Source organism: Paenibacillus konkukensis (genome assembly GCF_023523925.1).
Lineage (GTDB): Bacteria > Bacillota > Bacilli > Paenibacillales > NBRC-103111 > Paenibacillus_S > Paenibacillus_S doosanensis.
Window position 1 is genome coordinate 3,840,525 of sequence record NZ_CP027059.1, and the last position, 14,091, is coordinate 3,854,615.

Annotated in this window: 14 protein-coding genes and 1 tRNA gene; 6 read left to right on the forward strand and 9 right to left on the reverse strand. The window is 53.8% G+C overall.

What is annotated here, in order from left to right; all coding sequences use genetic code 11:
* The first annotated feature begins 70 nt into the window (after positions 1 to 70).
* Positions 71 to 1,330: a BaiN/RdsA family NAD(P)/FAD-dependent oxidoreductase gene (locus tag SK3146_RS16510; protein ID WP_249866025.1), complete on the forward strand. Its 1,260-nt coding sequence runs from the start codon at positions 71 to 73 to the stop codon at positions 1,328 to 1,330.
* A 131-nt stretch (positions 1,331 to 1,461) separates the two neighbouring features.
* On the opposite strand, the gene SK3146_RS16515 is transcribed toward SK3146_RS16510, so the two are convergent.
* The 4 genes from SK3146_RS16515 to SK3146_RS16530 form a co-directional block, all read right to left on the reverse strand.
* A complete protein-coding gene (locus SK3146_RS16515; RefSeq protein WP_249866026.1) occupies positions 1,462 to 3,033 on the reverse strand; it encodes a glycoside hydrolase family 28 protein in 1,572 nt (523 codons plus the stop codon).
* A 16-nt stretch (positions 3,034 to 3,049) separates the two neighbouring features.
* On the reverse strand, positions 3,050 to 3,688 hold the full coding sequence (locus SK3146_RS16520; protein WP_249866027.1) for a hypothetical protein: 639 nt from the start codon (positions 3,686 to 3,688) through the stop codon (positions 3,050 to 3,052).
* Positions 3,689 to 3,948: 260 nt separating this feature from the next.
* Entirely contained in the window at positions 3,949 to 4,854 is a 906-nt protein-coding gene (locus SK3146_RS16525; RefSeq protein ID WP_283942828.1) for a cation diffusion facilitator family transporter, read from the reverse strand.
* Between the two features lie 218 nt (positions 4,855 to 5,072).
* Positions 5,073 to 5,495 (reverse strand): hypothetical protein, encoded by a 423-nt coding sequence (locus SK3146_RS16530; RefSeq protein ID WP_249866028.1) that lies wholly within the window; start codon positions 5,493 to 5,495, stop codon positions 5,073 to 5,075.
* Between the two features lie 167 nt (positions 5,496 to 5,662).
* On the opposite strand from SK3146_RS16530, the gene SK3146_RS16535 reads away from it, so the two are divergent.
* Positions 5,663 to 6,034 (forward strand): DUF4870 domain-containing protein, encoded by a 372-nt coding sequence (locus tag SK3146_RS16535; RefSeq protein WP_375295437.1) that lies wholly within the window; start codon positions 5,663 to 5,665, stop codon positions 6,032 to 6,034.
* 96 nt (positions 6,035 to 6,130) lie between these two features.
* Here the strand turns inward: SK3146_RS16535 and SK3146_RS16540 are convergent, their stop codons facing one another.
* Positions 6,131 to 6,646, reverse strand: coding sequence for an NUDIX hydrolase (locus tag SK3146_RS16540; RefSeq protein WP_249866029.1), 516 nt, complete (start codon positions 6,644 to 6,646; stop codon positions 6,131 to 6,133).
* A gap of 140 nt (positions 6,647 to 6,786) precedes the next feature.
* Positions 6,787 to 6,858, reverse strand: a tRNA-Lys gene (locus SK3146_RS16545).
* Between the two features lie 347 nt (positions 6,859 to 7,205).
* On the opposite strand from SK3146_RS16545, the gene SK3146_RS16550 reads away from it, so the two are divergent.
* The gene (locus tag SK3146_RS16550) at positions 7,206 to 8,174 is read left to right on the forward strand and encodes an aldolase catalytic domain-containing protein (RefSeq protein ID WP_249866030.1); all 969 of its coding nucleotides are present in this window, start codon (positions 7,206 to 7,208) and stop codon (positions 8,172 to 8,174) included.
* Positions 8,175 to 8,232: 58 nt separating this feature from the next.
* On the opposite strand, the gene SK3146_RS16555 is transcribed toward SK3146_RS16550, so the two are convergent.
* The gene (locus SK3146_RS16555) at positions 8,233 to 8,664 is read right to left on the reverse strand and encodes a C40 family peptidase (RefSeq protein ID WP_249866325.1); all 432 of its coding nucleotides are present in this window, start codon (positions 8,662 to 8,664) and stop codon (positions 8,233 to 8,235) included.
* Positions 8,665 to 9,121: 457 nt separating this feature from the next.
* On the opposite strand from SK3146_RS16555, the gene SK3146_RS16560 reads away from it, so the two are divergent.
* The 3 genes from SK3146_RS16560 to SK3146_RS16570 all read left to right on the forward strand — a co-directional run bounded on the left by SK3146_RS16560 (position 9,122) and on the right by SK3146_RS16570 (position 12,021).
* Positions 9,122 to 9,529 (forward strand): PepSY domain-containing protein, encoded by a 408-nt coding sequence (locus SK3146_RS16560; protein ID WP_249866031.1) that lies wholly within the window; start codon positions 9,122 to 9,124, stop codon positions 9,527 to 9,529.
* 131 nt (positions 9,530 to 9,660) lie between these two features.
* Entirely contained in the window at positions 9,661 to 11,076 is a 1,416-nt protein-coding gene (locus tag SK3146_RS16565) for a HAMP domain-containing sensor histidine kinase (protein WP_310942999.1), read from the forward strand.
* A 126-nt stretch (positions 11,077 to 11,202) separates the two neighbouring features.
* A complete protein-coding gene (locus SK3146_RS16570; RefSeq protein ID WP_249866032.1) occupies positions 11,203 to 12,021 on the forward strand; it encodes an SPL family radical SAM protein in 819 nt (272 codons plus the stop codon).
* Between the two features lie 134 nt (positions 12,022 to 12,155).
* On the opposite strand, the gene SK3146_RS16575 is transcribed toward SK3146_RS16570, so the two are convergent.
* Positions 12,156 to 13,028: a carbohydrate ABC transporter permease gene (locus tag SK3146_RS16575; RefSeq protein WP_249866033.1), complete on the reverse strand. Its 873-nt coding sequence runs from the start codon at positions 13,026 to 13,028 to the stop codon at positions 12,156 to 12,158.
* 35 nt (positions 13,029 to 13,063) lie between these two features.
* Complete coding sequence (locus SK3146_RS16580) at positions 13,064 to 14,017, reverse strand: ABC transporter permease (RefSeq protein WP_249866034.1); 954 nt, start codon at positions 14,015 to 14,017, stop codon at positions 13,064 to 13,066.
* Positions 14,018 to 14,091: the final 74 nt, after the last annotated feature.

Below are 14,091 nucleotides of genomic sequence, written 5' to 3' on the forward strand. Positions count from 1 at the left end.
CGGTTTGCATTAAGGAAGAAAAAGCGTACAATTATCGTATCTATTTATACCTTGAGGAGCTTCTACATTTATGTCATACGATGTCATTGTCATCGGAGGCGGTCCTTCCGGCCTTATGGCCTGTATAGCGGCGGCTTCCCATGGAGCCAAAGTGCTGCTCGTCGACAAAGGAGACAAGCTCGGGCGCAAGCTCGGCATTTCCGGGGGTGGACGCTGCAACGTTACCAATGCGAAAGAGCTGGACGAGCTGATCCGGCATATTCCCGGCAACGGGCGATTTCTGCACAGCGCCTTGGCGCAATTCAGCAATAAAGATATTGTCGCGTTCTTCGAAGGCTTGGGCATACGGCTGAAAGAAGAAGACCGGGGGCGGATGTTCCCCGTATCGGACAAAGCAAAGACGGTAGTCGACGCGCTGGTCGGCAAGGTGCGTGAACTCGGCGTCGACATCCGCGTCAACAGCCCTGTCCGCCGCGTGCTGTATCGTTCGGAGAGAGTCGCAGGCGTGGAACTGCAGGGCGGCAAGCGGATCGAAGCCGCGGGCGTCATTATCGCCGCCGGCGGCAAGTCGGTGCCGCATACCGGCTCTACAGGCGACGGCTACGCTTGGGCCGAGGAAGCGGGGCATACGATCACGGAGCTGTACCCGACGGAAGTGCCTATAACCTCCGGGGAGCCGTTCATCCGCAGCAAGGAGCTGCAAGGGCTGTCGCTGCGCGATATTACTCTGTCGGTATGGAATCCGAAGGGCAAGAAGCTGATCGAGCATGAGGGCGACATGATCTTCACCCATTTCGGCATATCCGGTCCCGCGGCGCTGCGCTGCAGCCAGTTTGTCGTGAAGGCTCTTAAGCAGTCCGGCGTATCCCGGATTCGGATGACGATCGACCTGTTCCCCGAACGGAGTGTCGATGAAGTGTATAACTACACGCTGTCCTTAGCCAAGGCCGATCCGAAGAAGCAAATCAAGAACGTGCTGAAGAGCGCAATTTCCGAACGGCTGCTCCCACTCGTACTGGACAAAGCCGGACTCTCCGGCGAGATTACGTACGATAATATTCCGAAGCAGCCGTGGATGGAGCTGGCCAAGCTGCTGAAGGCGTTCCCGGTAGATGTGAACGGCACGCTTTCGATAGAAGAAGCTTTTGTCACCGGCGGCGGCATCCACCTGAAACAAATCGACCCGAAGACAATGCAGTCGAAGCGGATGCCAGGCTTATTCTTCTGCGGCGAAATTCTCGACATTCACGGCTACACCGGCGGCTACAATATTACCGCAGCGTTTACGACCGGCTATACGGCCGGGAAAAGCGCGGCGGAAACCGTATAAAAGCGGTCGAAGAAGCACTGGCGACCCGCGCCTTGAGCCGCAAAACGATAATACTGCCGTCGGCATTGTTTAATAGAGAAAGGCCTTGATCCTCTACATCCGTAGAATATCAAGGCTTTCTTATGTTTATATTATCCCTGCTTCGGCATCCGATTCGCCGCTGCAAAATATTCCGGGCTCGTCCCGTCGGCGAAGCGAACCGCGGTCTTCGCCTGCGCGAAGTCGTTGCCTGCCACGAATAATTCCTCGGCGTCAACGTTCTCCAGCGAGAGGAACGCCTCCGTGCCGCGCTCGGCTTTGCAGCCTTCTACGGATATGCCGGACACGCTCTTCAGCGCGACGGCATTCTCCCCTTCCTTGGCGGCACGGCCGCGGAAGCCGCGCAGCGACAGCCGCTCGATATGCTCGCCGTACATAGCATTGGACCAGTTCGTATTCGGTTCTCCCTGCCATACGACCTCCACATCGTCCAGCGACACGTTTTTGGCATGACGGCAAAATACCGCCGGGACATGATGCGGGAACACGCCTCGAGCAGACGGCTGCGTATCGAACAGTCCGCCGGGATAGCCGCTTTTGACCCGCATGGCGAGCTTCAGGCCGCGGACGGAAATATTTTCGATCACGCTGTCCTCGGAGCCTTCCAAGTAAACCCCGCCTTCAGCCTCCACCGAAATATGATCGAAGCGGATGTTGCGGATGATGCCGGGAGCCTGCGCCGAATCTTTGCGCCGCTCCGCCGTAATGAAGATCGGCTCGCCTTTCCCCCACCAGCGCAGCTCTCTGCTCGTCTCCTCGGCATCGCTGAACAGCCGCGTCTCGATAATAATATTCGAGAACAAAATATTTTCAACCGTGGCGCCGTCCCGCACCCACAGGCCGAGACCGCGGTTGGAGTTGCGGATGACGCAGTTGGATACGACGATATTGCGGATGTCCGCGTGCGTTTCCGTTCCGATCTTCACCGCCGAGTCATGCGTCACCAGCGTGCAGTTCGTTACGGTAATATTTTCGCAGGAGCCGTAGCGCTCGGCGCCGGTTTTCGTCGTTTTGACCACGATGCAGTCATCGCCGGTTTCAATGTGGCAATCCGAAATATGGACGTCCTTGCAGCAATCCGGATCGATCCCGTCGTTGTTCGGCCCGCGCTGCTGCCCCAATATTTTGATTCCGTGAATGTTGACGCGGCTGCAACCCGTCATATGAAGCCCCCAAGACGAAGCCCGGTATAGCGTCACATCGCGGAACAGCACGTCCGTGCAGCCCTCGAAGTCGATCAGCTTCGGACGGAAGCCGCCGAGCGGCAGCAGCACATAGTCGCTTACGCCATCCTCCGGTTCGAGAAAATGTTCCCCTCTGCCGTCGATTGTTCCCGGCCCGGTAATCGACACCCGTTCGGCATGCCGGGCGCAAATCAGCGCATTCTTCCCTTGGCCTTCGCTGTAAAACAGCTGCTCGCTTCCCGACGACTGCGGGGCTGCGAAGTCTTGTTCTTCCATGCTGCTGACGATCCGCGCAGCCGCCTCGAGATGCAGGTTCACATTCGATTGGATCAGCAGCGTGCCGGACAAGTATTGTCCCTGCGGCACGACGACGGTGCCTCCTCCTTGACGATGGCAATCGTCGATCGCCGCTTGAATGGCGGCCGTGTCTTTTACTCTCCCGTCTCCTACTGCTCCGTAATCGCGTACGTTCACTCTCATATCGATTCTATCTCCTTTATATGCGCTCATTATGTTCATCCCCGCAGTACATCGCAAAAATCGGCTCTATATGCTTGAAATACAGATGCCCGTCCTCCCATGCCTGGAAGTGCAGATCCATTCGCGAATCGTTCCAGTTTTCCGGCGTGCCGTTAGTCGCCAGTTTCCGCGGAAGCACCGGCTCTTCGACAACCTTCGGAAACTCCTGATAGCCGAACAGCAGGTTTTCGTGCATCGCAATAATCTCGTACTTATCCCCGAGAAAAGCCCGTTCCTCCTGCAGCTGATAATGATAATAGATGTAGCTGGCCATCATCTCGGGTTTCAGATGAGCTACGCGCCCCGCCCTGCGCTCGACGGGCTGCTTGCGAATCCAGTGCTCATAACTCGCCGGCTCGTTGAAATGAAACACGTCGATCATCGGAATCCACTGCCGCACGGCGGCCTGGCCTGGCCAATCTTCAAGCATAGGCGCAGCCGTTTCGAACAGCTCGTCCGGATGAATATCCCGATCTATGCATTCATAGTAGGCAAACACATGCTGCTGCCAGCGGAAGCCCGCAATCGTCATGATACCGCCCTCATCCACCCATCGGCGCGCAACCGGAGAGCCCGCCAGCTGCCGCAGCGCCGCTTCTTCCTGTCCTTCTCTCATTTGCGCGCGATAAATCATTCTTTTCACCGTTCATCGGCCCCATTCGTCTTCGTCGTTATTCGTCCCTGCTTTATTGATACTACGTTTGGTTCTTTCCTTCAAGAGGACTTTTATGCAGAAGCCGCTTCGGGAGGTTATCTTTTTTTGCTCTATTGTTCTTATTTTGCAAACAAAAGAAAGCCGCAAGCTTCTTCGCGAAGCCTGCAGCTTGGTCCTTCGAATCGCCGTACGGCGCAAGCCGTCCCGACCCGATATCTCTTTTAACGATTAACGGCATACGGCTCCACATGAACATGCACATTATCGATGTGATGTTTGGTATGCATACGTCTTTCGATTTCGTCGCTAATATGATGGCTCTGCTCAACGCTGAGCTCCGCGCTGACTTCCACGACGACATCCAACAGCACGCTGCTGCCGTGAATGCGGGCGCGAATATCTTTAATCCGCTTGACGCCCGGAGTGTCTCCCACCGTCTGCCGGAATACCATCAGCTTCTCCTCATCGAAACCGTCGGTGAGCGCATGAGTCGCTTCGGCAAAAATATCCCATGCCGTCTTGCAAATAACGATGCCTACGGTGAACGCGGCAACCGCGTCCAGAATCGGAAACCCGAGGCGCGATCCGATGATGCCGATTGCCGCGCCAATACTCACCAAGGCGTCCGAACGATTATCGTAGGCGGCGGCCATCAGCGATTGGTTATTAATTTTGCGAGCCAGCCGGCTGTTGTATAAGTACACGCCCCACATGCAGGCGGCGCAGATTAGAGCGACCCAAGCGGCCAGCATATCCGGCGCCTGCCCGTCGTCATGAAGCAAACCTTTCCCCGCTTGCACGAGCACCTGAAGACCCGCCGCGAACATAATGAAAGAAGCGACCATGGATGCGATCGTTTCCGCTCGCATATGACCGTACGGGTGGTCCTGATCGGGCGGCTTGCGCGAAATTCGGAGCCCTATCAATACGGCAAGCGATACGATAATATCGGTCGTATTGTTGATTCCGTCCGCCGTCAACGCCTCCGAAGAGGTGATATATCCCATGCCGATTTTGAAAACAGATAAAATCACGTAAGCGGCAATGCTGACCCATGCGCCTCTTTCGCCCTGTTTTAAATTATCGTACGTGTCCACCCTAGCTCTCCCCCAACTCCATGCTACCATACATGCTTGATTTTAAACCGAACCTCATCATAACAAACGAAACTTGTGTGGGTCTAGAGAAACAGTTTTTTCCCGGCAACGAAAAATAGGGGAGCTGCAACTTTGTTTTCCGGGGCAAATCTTTTTCACCGGGGGAATCAAAGCGCAGAAAAAAGAAACAGCGGCCCGCATGCTACGGAACACCGCTGCTTCCTGGTCTGCCTGGCTACGGGACGTCTTCACAGCCTGACGCCGGCATCAAAATAGTTATAATCGTCGTCGGAAGGATCGAACACCTCGGCTCCGTTGCCGGAGTCCGATTCGCCCGCTCCCAGACTTTGGGACATACCGATTTCATCCTTTGCGTCCAAATCTTCGTTCACCAGATGAGCGGGAATCGGGATATAATCCGTTTCATTATAGGCCGCCGCATAAGCGTCGCTCTCCGCTAAGGCCCCGTATGTATCCTTCAACAGCCCTCCATGCGCCTGCGCGATTTCGAGCGCCGAGGTCAAATCATTCCTCTCTACATGAATGTGCAGCGTCGGGTGCTGCATTTCGTTATGCCATCCTGTCCGGTAACCGAGCTCCTCCAGCGTTTCTCTGGCAAGGGCAGCGGACTGTTCGTTTTCGAATTCGAAAAAAATCGGTACGCCTGTCAAAATATATCATTCCTTTCGTCAAGAACCTTCTTATAACTAGATTGCCCTTGACGACGCCAGATTATTCCTTCCCCCCGCTGCCAAAGCAGACATACGCGGGTCAAGCGCCGCATAAATTGGTTACAAGTCAAGAACCGCCGCTATTTTTCAAGAAAGGGGTGAATCCCGTGTCTTATCATAACGATGAGCAAGACCCTTCCTTCTCTCCGGGAAAGGATGCGCTGACGGCGGAGCCGGCCGACATTCAACAAAATAAATGGATCGCCGCCGCCGCATATATTCTCTTCTTTCTGCCCTTGCTGGCCGCAAGACAATCCCGCTTCGCTATGTATCACGGCAATCAAGGGCTGGTGCTCCTGCTGCTGAACATCGTCTGCAACATCGTGCTTGGATGGATTCCGTTCATCGGCTTGTTTCTTGTGCCGCTGGCCAATCTCGCCACGCTGGTACTCGCCGTCATCGGCATCGTCCAGGCTACCGGCGGGCAGCTGAAGCCGCTGCCGATCATCGGTACGATTTCCATCCTGAAAGTGCCTTAGTATGCCGTATGCGGCACGTCGGCAAGCCGGAGCTAACTGAACCTGTCAGAAGCTCCGGCTCCGCACGCGCCCATCTGTCTTATGGCCGCGCAAAAGTTATTTCGCCCCCGCCGCAGCATTCCGGGCAGATTCCTCCTGCAGCGGCATCGTCAAGCAAGCCTGCAGTTTGCCTTCCTTGAATATGCAGCGATACTCGCTTGGCTCCGCTCCTGCCAGCATCGGAGGCAGAAAATGCCGGACATGCCCGGCGATTCCCTGATTGTCCGGCTGAACGACCCAATCGACCGCCTTCCAAGCAAGAATGCCTTCTTCCGACTCTGCCGGTGAAGCAAACGCATCCTTATATTCCTCCGGCAAGTCCGCTGTATACACATACATTCCCCCGGCAAACCGGCCATCGGTCTCCCAAGTCACGATCCCGCCGAACCGGGCTGACCGCAGCCCTATGCCCGTTTCCTCCCAAGCCTCTCGGATCACACTGTCGTAGGGAGTCTCTCCGGGTTCCAGCTTGCCCCCTACGCCATTCCACATCCCCTTGAGCGGAGCATGATGCCGATTGATCATCAGCACCCGGTCCTCTTTTCGAATAAAGCATAAATTATAGTTTAACATGACGCAATCTTCTCCCCCTGATCACCGTTTTTATAAATTCATGTACACTCATGATAACAAATTGCGGATTTTCAAAAAAACATTAAAAAAGCCCCGTTCCAGCGGAACGGAGCTTCGTTAGTTGCACAAATTCGTCAGTATAGACCCGGTGGGGGTCGAACCCACAACCTACCGGTTAAGAGCCGGTTGCTCTGCCATTGAGCTACGGACCTGCGAACAAGCATCATTATAGCATAAGCTCATATCGAGATCAACTCATTGTTTGCTGCCCTCGCCATCCTCCTTTTTCTGCTGCAATACGCTGACATGCTGGCGAACAAGCTCAGAGGAATGAAAGCAGCGAAATTTTAACATATTATGTTTGTCAATCGGAATTTGTTTTGGTATGATGATTGACAAAGTACTTAATGATGTGTAATGATAGGGTTAGTGAAAATTACTTTACCGCTTAAAAGCCATAAAGCTTAAAAGCTGCAAAGTGCAATCGGACAACGTAACGCCCGCTATACGCTTTCTTTGCCGGGCTGCACGCCGCACAATGGGAAAAGGAGCAACGATTATGACAAGAAATACAAATCACAAAATTTTGGATTGCACGATTCGTGACGGAGGTCTCGTCAACAACTGGGATTTTAGCGTTAAAATGGTACAAGACATGTATGCGGGCTTGAGCGAAGCCGGCGTGGAATATATGGAAATCGGTTATAAAAACTCAGCCAAGCTTTTGAAGGGTGCCGATGCGGGCCCGTGGCGTTTTTTGAACGAAGATTTTTTGAAGGAAGTCATTCATACCAAAACCGACACGAAGCTGTCCGCTCTCGTAGATATCGGCCGTGTGGACGAGAACGACATTTTGCCGCGCGAGCAAAGCCAGCTTGACCTGATCCGTGTAGCGACCTACATCAAGGATGTAGACAAAGCGCTGGAGCTTGTCCGCAAGTTCAATAGCTACGGCTACGAAACAAGCGTCAACATTATGGCGCTGTCCCATGTTATGGAAAACGAGCTGACCGAAGCTTTCGAGGAGATCAACAAATCTCCGGTCGACGTCGTCTACATCGTTGACTCCTACGGCAGCATGGATTACAGCGACATCGATTATTTGGCTGCGAAATTCCAGCGCTTGCTTCCTGAAAAGAAGCTTGGCTTGCATATGCATAACAATATGCAGTTGGCCTTCTCCAATACGATCATGGGCGCTAGCAAAGGTGTCGAATTTCTCGACGCATCCGTATTCGGCATGGGCCGCGCGGCCGGCAACTGCCCTACTGAGCTGCTCGTAAGCCATTTGAAAAACCCTAGATATGAAGTGCGTCCTGTTCTCGACCTGATCGAGAAGCATATGATTCCTATGCGCGAGAAAGTGGAATGGGGCTACATCGTTCCTTACATGATCGCAGGCGTGTTGAACGAGCATCCTCGTGCGGCTATGGCGCTTCGCGCAAGCAGCGATAAAGATAAATACGTTGAATTTTACGACAAGCTGACTTCCCCGGAAGCGATGCCTACCAATCATCATTCCGACTAATCCCGGAAGTACAAAAAAGACGGTTGCCCTTGCGGCGCATCCGTCTTTTTTTTGAATGTTACTTGATAACCCGGCGAGCCGTTTGATAGTGGTTGTTCCACCAGCCCGAATTCAGATTGGAAATCTTGACTCCGCCTTCGCCGTACGTATGCAAAATTTTGCCGTTGCCGATATAAATCGCCACGTGATGCACCGGGGAGTAGAAGAATACCAGATCTCCCGCTTTCAAGTTTTTACGCGCAACGAAGGTGCCGGCTTTCGACTGTTCTTTCGAAGTGCGCGGCAGCGAAATGCCGATCTTCTTGTACACATATTGAGTGAAAGAAGAGCAATCGAACGATTTCGTGCTGCCCGCCGTAGCGCCATATTTGTATGGAACTCCTAAATACTTTTTCCCGATCGAGATGACGCTTTGCGCTTTGGATGAAGCCGTTGCCGATGCGGCCTCTACGGAATGCGTAGGCAGTACGGCCGCGGTAGTTGCGAACATGGTAAGGCTAAGGCCGATACACAGCAACGATTTGCTGAGATTTTTTTTCATGGATGTCATGACTTATTCCCCCTGGATCGTGTTATTAGGCGTATCACCTGTAACTACCATATCACATCAAAAAATGGGGTTATTTACTAGAAACCTCGCAAAACCTTGCCGCTCTTGGCCCGAAACGCTATTATGAGAAATCCATGAGAATTTTTTAAAGAAATCTTTCTTGACAAAGAAAGGGGTTTCACTTTCATTGGCTTCCTGCTTTTCCACAGCTCTGCTCTTGACTTATCCGTTCATCATTGCCCGCTAATGCCTGATTTCCCCCCGCAAACGTAAGCTCTCAAACCGGAATCCTGTTTTTTCCTTGGCCAAATTGCCGTTTTCCCTGTTTGCTCCCAAATTTTGTGGATATGCTAAAACTAGCAAGATAAACAATTCCATGAAGCAGGAGGCATTCAAGATGAAACATCTCGCATGGTTAGCCGCTTTTATTCTGCTGGTCGTCGAAGGGGTTATGATCGGCCCTATTCAAACGTCGGCCCAATCCGCGGCAAACGGTTTGGCGGCTTCGGCTTGGCAGCAAACCCCGGAAGCGGACGAGCTGAGCGCATATGAAGAAGAGCAGGCGGAGCTGCAAAAGCAGGCCAAAATCTCCAAGGATCAAAGCATCGCGATCGCCAAGCAAAAGGTTGCGGGCACCGTGCAGGAAGTCGAGCTTGACACCGAGGACGGCACGGTTATTTACAACGTCGTGATCGAGGACAACAAGGATCAGGTCATGGAAGTCAAGGTCGATGCCGCAACCGGAAATATTATTACCGTGGAAGCGTCCGACGACGAGATCGAAGCGGCCGAGGATATGGAATAATCGCCAAGCGCCGCTGCCGCAGGCCTTTCCAGCCTTCTGTCGCATAGGACAGAGGGCTCTTCTTTCTGCAGCGGAACTCGGATGCACAATTAAGCCCTTCGCTCGTGCGGGGGCCAGCCGTGGTGGTGAATATGCGCATGAAGCTAGTCCGGTTTCGCTGGGCCCAGCTGCCGATTCTGTGGAGATTGACGCTCTGGTCGTCTCTTCTGCTGTGCTGCCTTTTTATCGCCTATACGGTGGTACAGTACATCGTGATCAACCAATGGATGATGAGCCAGGAAGAGAAAGCAATCCGCAAAAATATGGATGAAATCATCGGTTATTTTCAAGAAAAAAACGCCGCCGGCACGGAGCAGATTCAAGCCGGTTCCAGCTTTTTGCGCAAAATTATTCAAACGAACCAGCTCATTCGGGTATTGGACGGCGACGGAACGATTGTGGTCAGCTTGTCGAATAAATTGCCGGAGGATTGGGTCGTTCCCTTTCCCGTCAAGCAGCCGCAGCTCACGAGCATTTGGCATGTGGAGAATCATCTGCTCATTATGCGCCAGCCTCTATCGACCCAGGGCTTCTCCGGAAGCGTGGAAATCGCCAATAATCTGGAGCATTTCGATATGCTGAACAATATGATCCTGCTCGTAATGGTAGCCGGCGGTTTCGGAGCCGTACTGCTCAGCGGGATCGGCGGCATGCTGATTGCCAGGCAGCTGCTGAAGCCGGTGCAATCGGTGACGGAAACGATGCGCAGAATAAAGCAAAAGGGGATTCACGAGCGAGTCGCCTCGCCCAACAATCATGATGAAATATCGATGCTGGCCAAGCTGTTCAACGACATGATGGACCAGGTAGAGACCTCGTTTCAGAAGCAAAAGCAGTTCGTGGAGGATGCTTCTCATGAGCTTAGAACACCGATTGCGATTATCGAAGGCCATCTGTCGCTCCTGGACCGTTGGGGCAAGAACGATCCCGCTCTGGTCGACGAATCGCTGACGGCGTCGCTTCAGGAGCTTCAGCGGTTAAAAGGGATCGTCAGAGAGCTGCTGGAGCTGACCCGAGCGGATTCGCAGCATCAGGCGGGTCAAACGGAGCAAGTGAAGCTCGCCAAAAAAGTATTGCACACGGTGAAAAATGTATCCGTTCTTCACCCGCAATTTACGTTTCATTCCGACCTGCATGCCCTCTCCGGGGCTGTTATCCGCATCGCTCCCCAGCATCTGGAGCAAATACTGCTCATCCTGCTGGATAATGCCGTAAAATATTCGCGGGACCGGCGCGAGATCCGGATCACCGGGGCTCTGCGGGACCGGATGGTCTGTCTCGACATCGCCGATTACGGCATCGGCATTCCCGAAGCCGATCTGCCTTATGTATTCGACCGCTTCTATCGGGTGGACAAAGCCCGAAGCCGGGAAAGAGGCGGGACCGGGCTGGGGCTGGCCATTTGCAAGAAGCTCGTGGAGCGCTATGGCGGCGAAATCGGCCTCACGAGCAAGGAAAACGCCGGCACTCGCGTCACCCTCCGTTTCCCGGCCGAGCCCTCGCCGTAAAACAAGCCTCATTCCTAAGCGATTGCGAAGCGCGGCGCTTCCCCTCCTCCCTCTCATCTATGGTACTATTAGTTTAAGTTCTTACTATTCGGCATCGTATGTGGCCGACAGGAGGTGAATGACGGGATGCAGCCGAACCTTACCCGCAAAACGCCCAAGCAGCTGCTCAATCCGGCCAGCGGCTATTTGACCGGGTACAGTCACACATTGAATCCGTATGCAGGCTGTGCCTTCGCCTGCTCGTACTGCTATGTCCGCGAGATGCCCGTAGCCAAGTTCCGGCGGGAGCCGTGGGGCTCGTGGATCGACGTCAAGGAGGGCGCCGCTGCCATCCTGCTCAAGGAACTGGCGAAAGCGAAGCGCAAAGGGCCGGTGACAATCTTCATGTCGTCGAGCACCGACCCGTATCAGCCGGCCGAGCACCGCGAGCGGCTTACCCGCTCCCTGCTGGAGGCGATGACTGACGAGCCGCCGGATTTCGTGCTCGTACAGACGCGCAGCCCGCTGGTGACGCGGGATATCGACCTGCTGCAGCAGCTCGGCGGGCGCGTCCGCGTCAGTATGACCGTCGAGACCGACCTTGAGCCGGTCCGCCGGGCGTTCACTCCGGCCGCTCCGCCGATAGCGGCGCGCCTCTCGGCCTTGAAGCGGCTAGCCGCCGCAGGGATCGACGCACAGGCGGCGGTCTCGCCGGTGCTGCCCTCCTCGGAGCGGTTCGCCGAAAGGCTGGCCGAAGCCGTCGGCCGCGTATGCATCGACGACTTCTTCATGGGCGACGGCAGCGGCGGCAAGCGCACCGAGCGGCTCGGCATCCGCCGCATCTACGAGGAGCTGGAGCTAACCGATTGGTACGACCGGACGGCTTACCTGAAGGTGCTCTCCGCATTGTACGGCGTCTTCGGCGAAGAGCGCGTCTATGTGAGCCAGGCCGGATTTTTGCCCTGACGGCAAGATGGGACGGCGTGCGAATCGTTTGTCCCAGGCTGATAACGCAATAAACGCCTCTGCAAGGCTGCCGGCACGGCGCCGGCTTACAGGGGCGTTTTTCGTCTTCACTTTTTTCCATTGCAGCGCGGGCATTATCCTTTCACGGAACCGACCAACGCGCCTTTGGCGAAATATTTTTGCAGGAAAGGATACACGATGAGAATCGGGAGGGTCGACACCACGATAACGGCCATCTTGATCGTCTGCTCGGGCGGCTTGATGAAATCGCTGTTCGTATCCGCAGCCATACCGCTCGCCGCGATAACGATTTGCCGCAGCAATACCTGAACCGGCCATTTCGACGCATCGTTAATATACATAATGGCGCTGAAGTAGGAATTCCAATAGTTTACCGCGTAGAACAAGGAAATCGTCGCCAAGGAAGGCAGAGACAGCGGCAACACGATTTTGAACAAAATCCCGAAATCTCCGCAGCCGTCGATCTTCGCGGATTCCTCAAGCCCGTCCGGAAGCCCCTGGAAGAAGCTGCGCAGAATGATCAGGTTGAACGCGCTGATCGCGCTCGGCAAAATCATGGCGAAATAGCTGTCCACCAGGCCCATGCTTTTCACTACGAGGAAGGAAGGAATTAAACCGCCGCTGAACAGCATGGTGAATACGATCATCAGATTCACCGTCTTGCGTCCGTCGAGATCCCGTCTTGTCAGCCCGTAAGCCATCAGCGACGTCAAAAACATACTGATCAGCGTGCCGCCGACCGTCACCCCTATGGATACCGCCAACGCTTTAAACAACGTTCCCGTCGACAAAATGTATTCGTACGCATTCAAAGTAAATACCGTCGGAATCAGGACGAACGGCTTGCGCGCCATCTCTTCGGCCGTCGTGAACGATCCCATGACCACGTGAAGGAACGGCAGCAGCATCAGCAGCGCTACGATGGTCAGAAGCAAAATATTGAAAAAATCGAATATACGGCTGGCGATTGTTTTATCTTGAACCATGTTTGGATGCCTCCTTTGAAGTAAATGGCTTGGGCCTAGTAGATGCCTTCCTCGCCGAATTTCTTGGCCAGCCAGTTGGAGAACAACACCAGGATCAGGCCGATGACCGATTTGAACAAACCTACGGCTGTACTAAAGCTGAACTGCCCTTGTTTCAAACCTGCCGTGTAGACGAATGTATCGAGAATTTCCGCCACGTTTTTGTTCATGGAGTTAAGCAGCAAATAAATATGCTCGAAGCTGGTATCCAGCACGCTGCCCACCTTCAGGATCAGCAGAACGATGACGACGCTGCGGATGCTTGGCAGTGTAATATGCCAGATTTGCCGGAAACGCCCGGCTCCGTCCATCCGCGCCGCTTCGTACAAGCCCGGATCGATAGCAGCCATGGCCGCCAAGTAAACGATCGTTCCCCAGCCCGCTTCCCGCCAAATTACTTGCAGAACGTAAATCGGATTGAACCATTCCTCACTCATAAGGAAGTTGACCGGCTGTCCGCCGAAAAATGTAATCAGTTCGTTAATAAGCCCGCCGTCCATCGTCAAAAGCACGAAGGAGATGGATACGACGATAACCCAGGACAAAAAGTGAGGAACGTACACGATCGTCTGTACGACGCGTTTGAAATACGAGTTCGTCACCTCGTTGAGCATAAGCGACAGTACAATCGGCACCGGAAAATAAAACACGATATTGACGAGAAACACGACCAGCGTGTTCTTGAATATGTTCCAAAACTCCGAATCGGTAAACAGTCTTTGGAAATGCTCCAGCCCTACCCATTCGCTGCCCATGATCCCTTTGTACGGCTGGTAATCTTGAAACGAGATGATAAGCCCGAACATCGGAACGTATTTGAATATAAGGAAATACAAAAATCCCGGTAAAATCATCAAGTAAATATAACGGTTGCGGACAACCCGTTTCAAAAGACTGCTTTTGGGCTTGGGCACTATTACTGCGGAAGACTGTGCAGCCGTATTATTCATCACGTTCATTCCTTTCTATCGTTAAACAATCCTAAGATGCGAACCGATATCGGATAAGACAAGGCTGCCGATCT

Coding starts and splice junctions, on each gene's coding strand:
- SK3146_RS16510 (WP_249866025.1), top strand. CDS start 71: ATGTCATACGATGTCATTGTCATCGGAGGCGGTCCTTCCGGCCTTATG.
- SK3146_RS16515 (WP_249866026.1), bottom strand. CDS start 3,033: ATGAGAGTGAACGTACGCGATTACGGAGCAGTAGGAGACGGGAGAGTA.
- SK3146_RS16520 (WP_249866027.1), bottom strand. CDS start 3,688: ATGAGAGAAGGACAGGAAGAAGCGGCGCTGCGGCAGCTGGCGGGCTCT.
- SK3146_RS16525 (WP_283942828.1), bottom strand. CDS start 4,854: ATGGTAGCATGGAGTTGGGGGAGAGCTAGGGTGGACACGTACGATAAT.
- SK3146_RS16540 (WP_249866029.1), bottom strand. CDS start 6,646: ATGTTAAACTATAATTTATGCTTTATTCGAAAAGAGGACCGGGTGCTG.
- SK3146_RS16550 (WP_249866030.1), top strand. CDS start 7,206: ATGACAAGAAATACAAATCACAAAATTTTGGATTGCACGATTCGTGAC.
- SK3146_RS16555 (WP_249866325.1), bottom strand. CDS start 8,664: ATGTTCGCAACTACCGCGGCCGTACTGCCTACGCATTCCGTAGAGGCC.
- SK3146_RS16560 (WP_249866031.1), top strand. CDS start 9,122: ATGAAACATCTCGCATGGTTAGCCGCTTTTATTCTGCTGGTCGTCGAA.
- SK3146_RS16565 (WP_310942999.1), top strand. CDS start 9,661: ATGCGCATGAAGCTAGTCCGGTTTCGCTGGGCCCAGCTGCCGATTCTG.
- SK3146_RS16570 (WP_249866032.1), top strand. CDS start 11,203: ATGCAGCCGAACCTTACCCGCAAAACGCCCAAGCAGCTGCTCAATCCG.
- SK3146_RS16575 (WP_249866033.1), bottom strand. CDS start 13,028: ATGGTTCAAGATAAAACAATCGCCAGCCGTATATTCGATTTTTTCAAT.
- SK3146_RS16580 (WP_249866034.1), bottom strand. CDS start 14,017: ATGAATAATACGGCTGCACAGTCTTCCGCAGTAATAGTGCCCAAGCCC.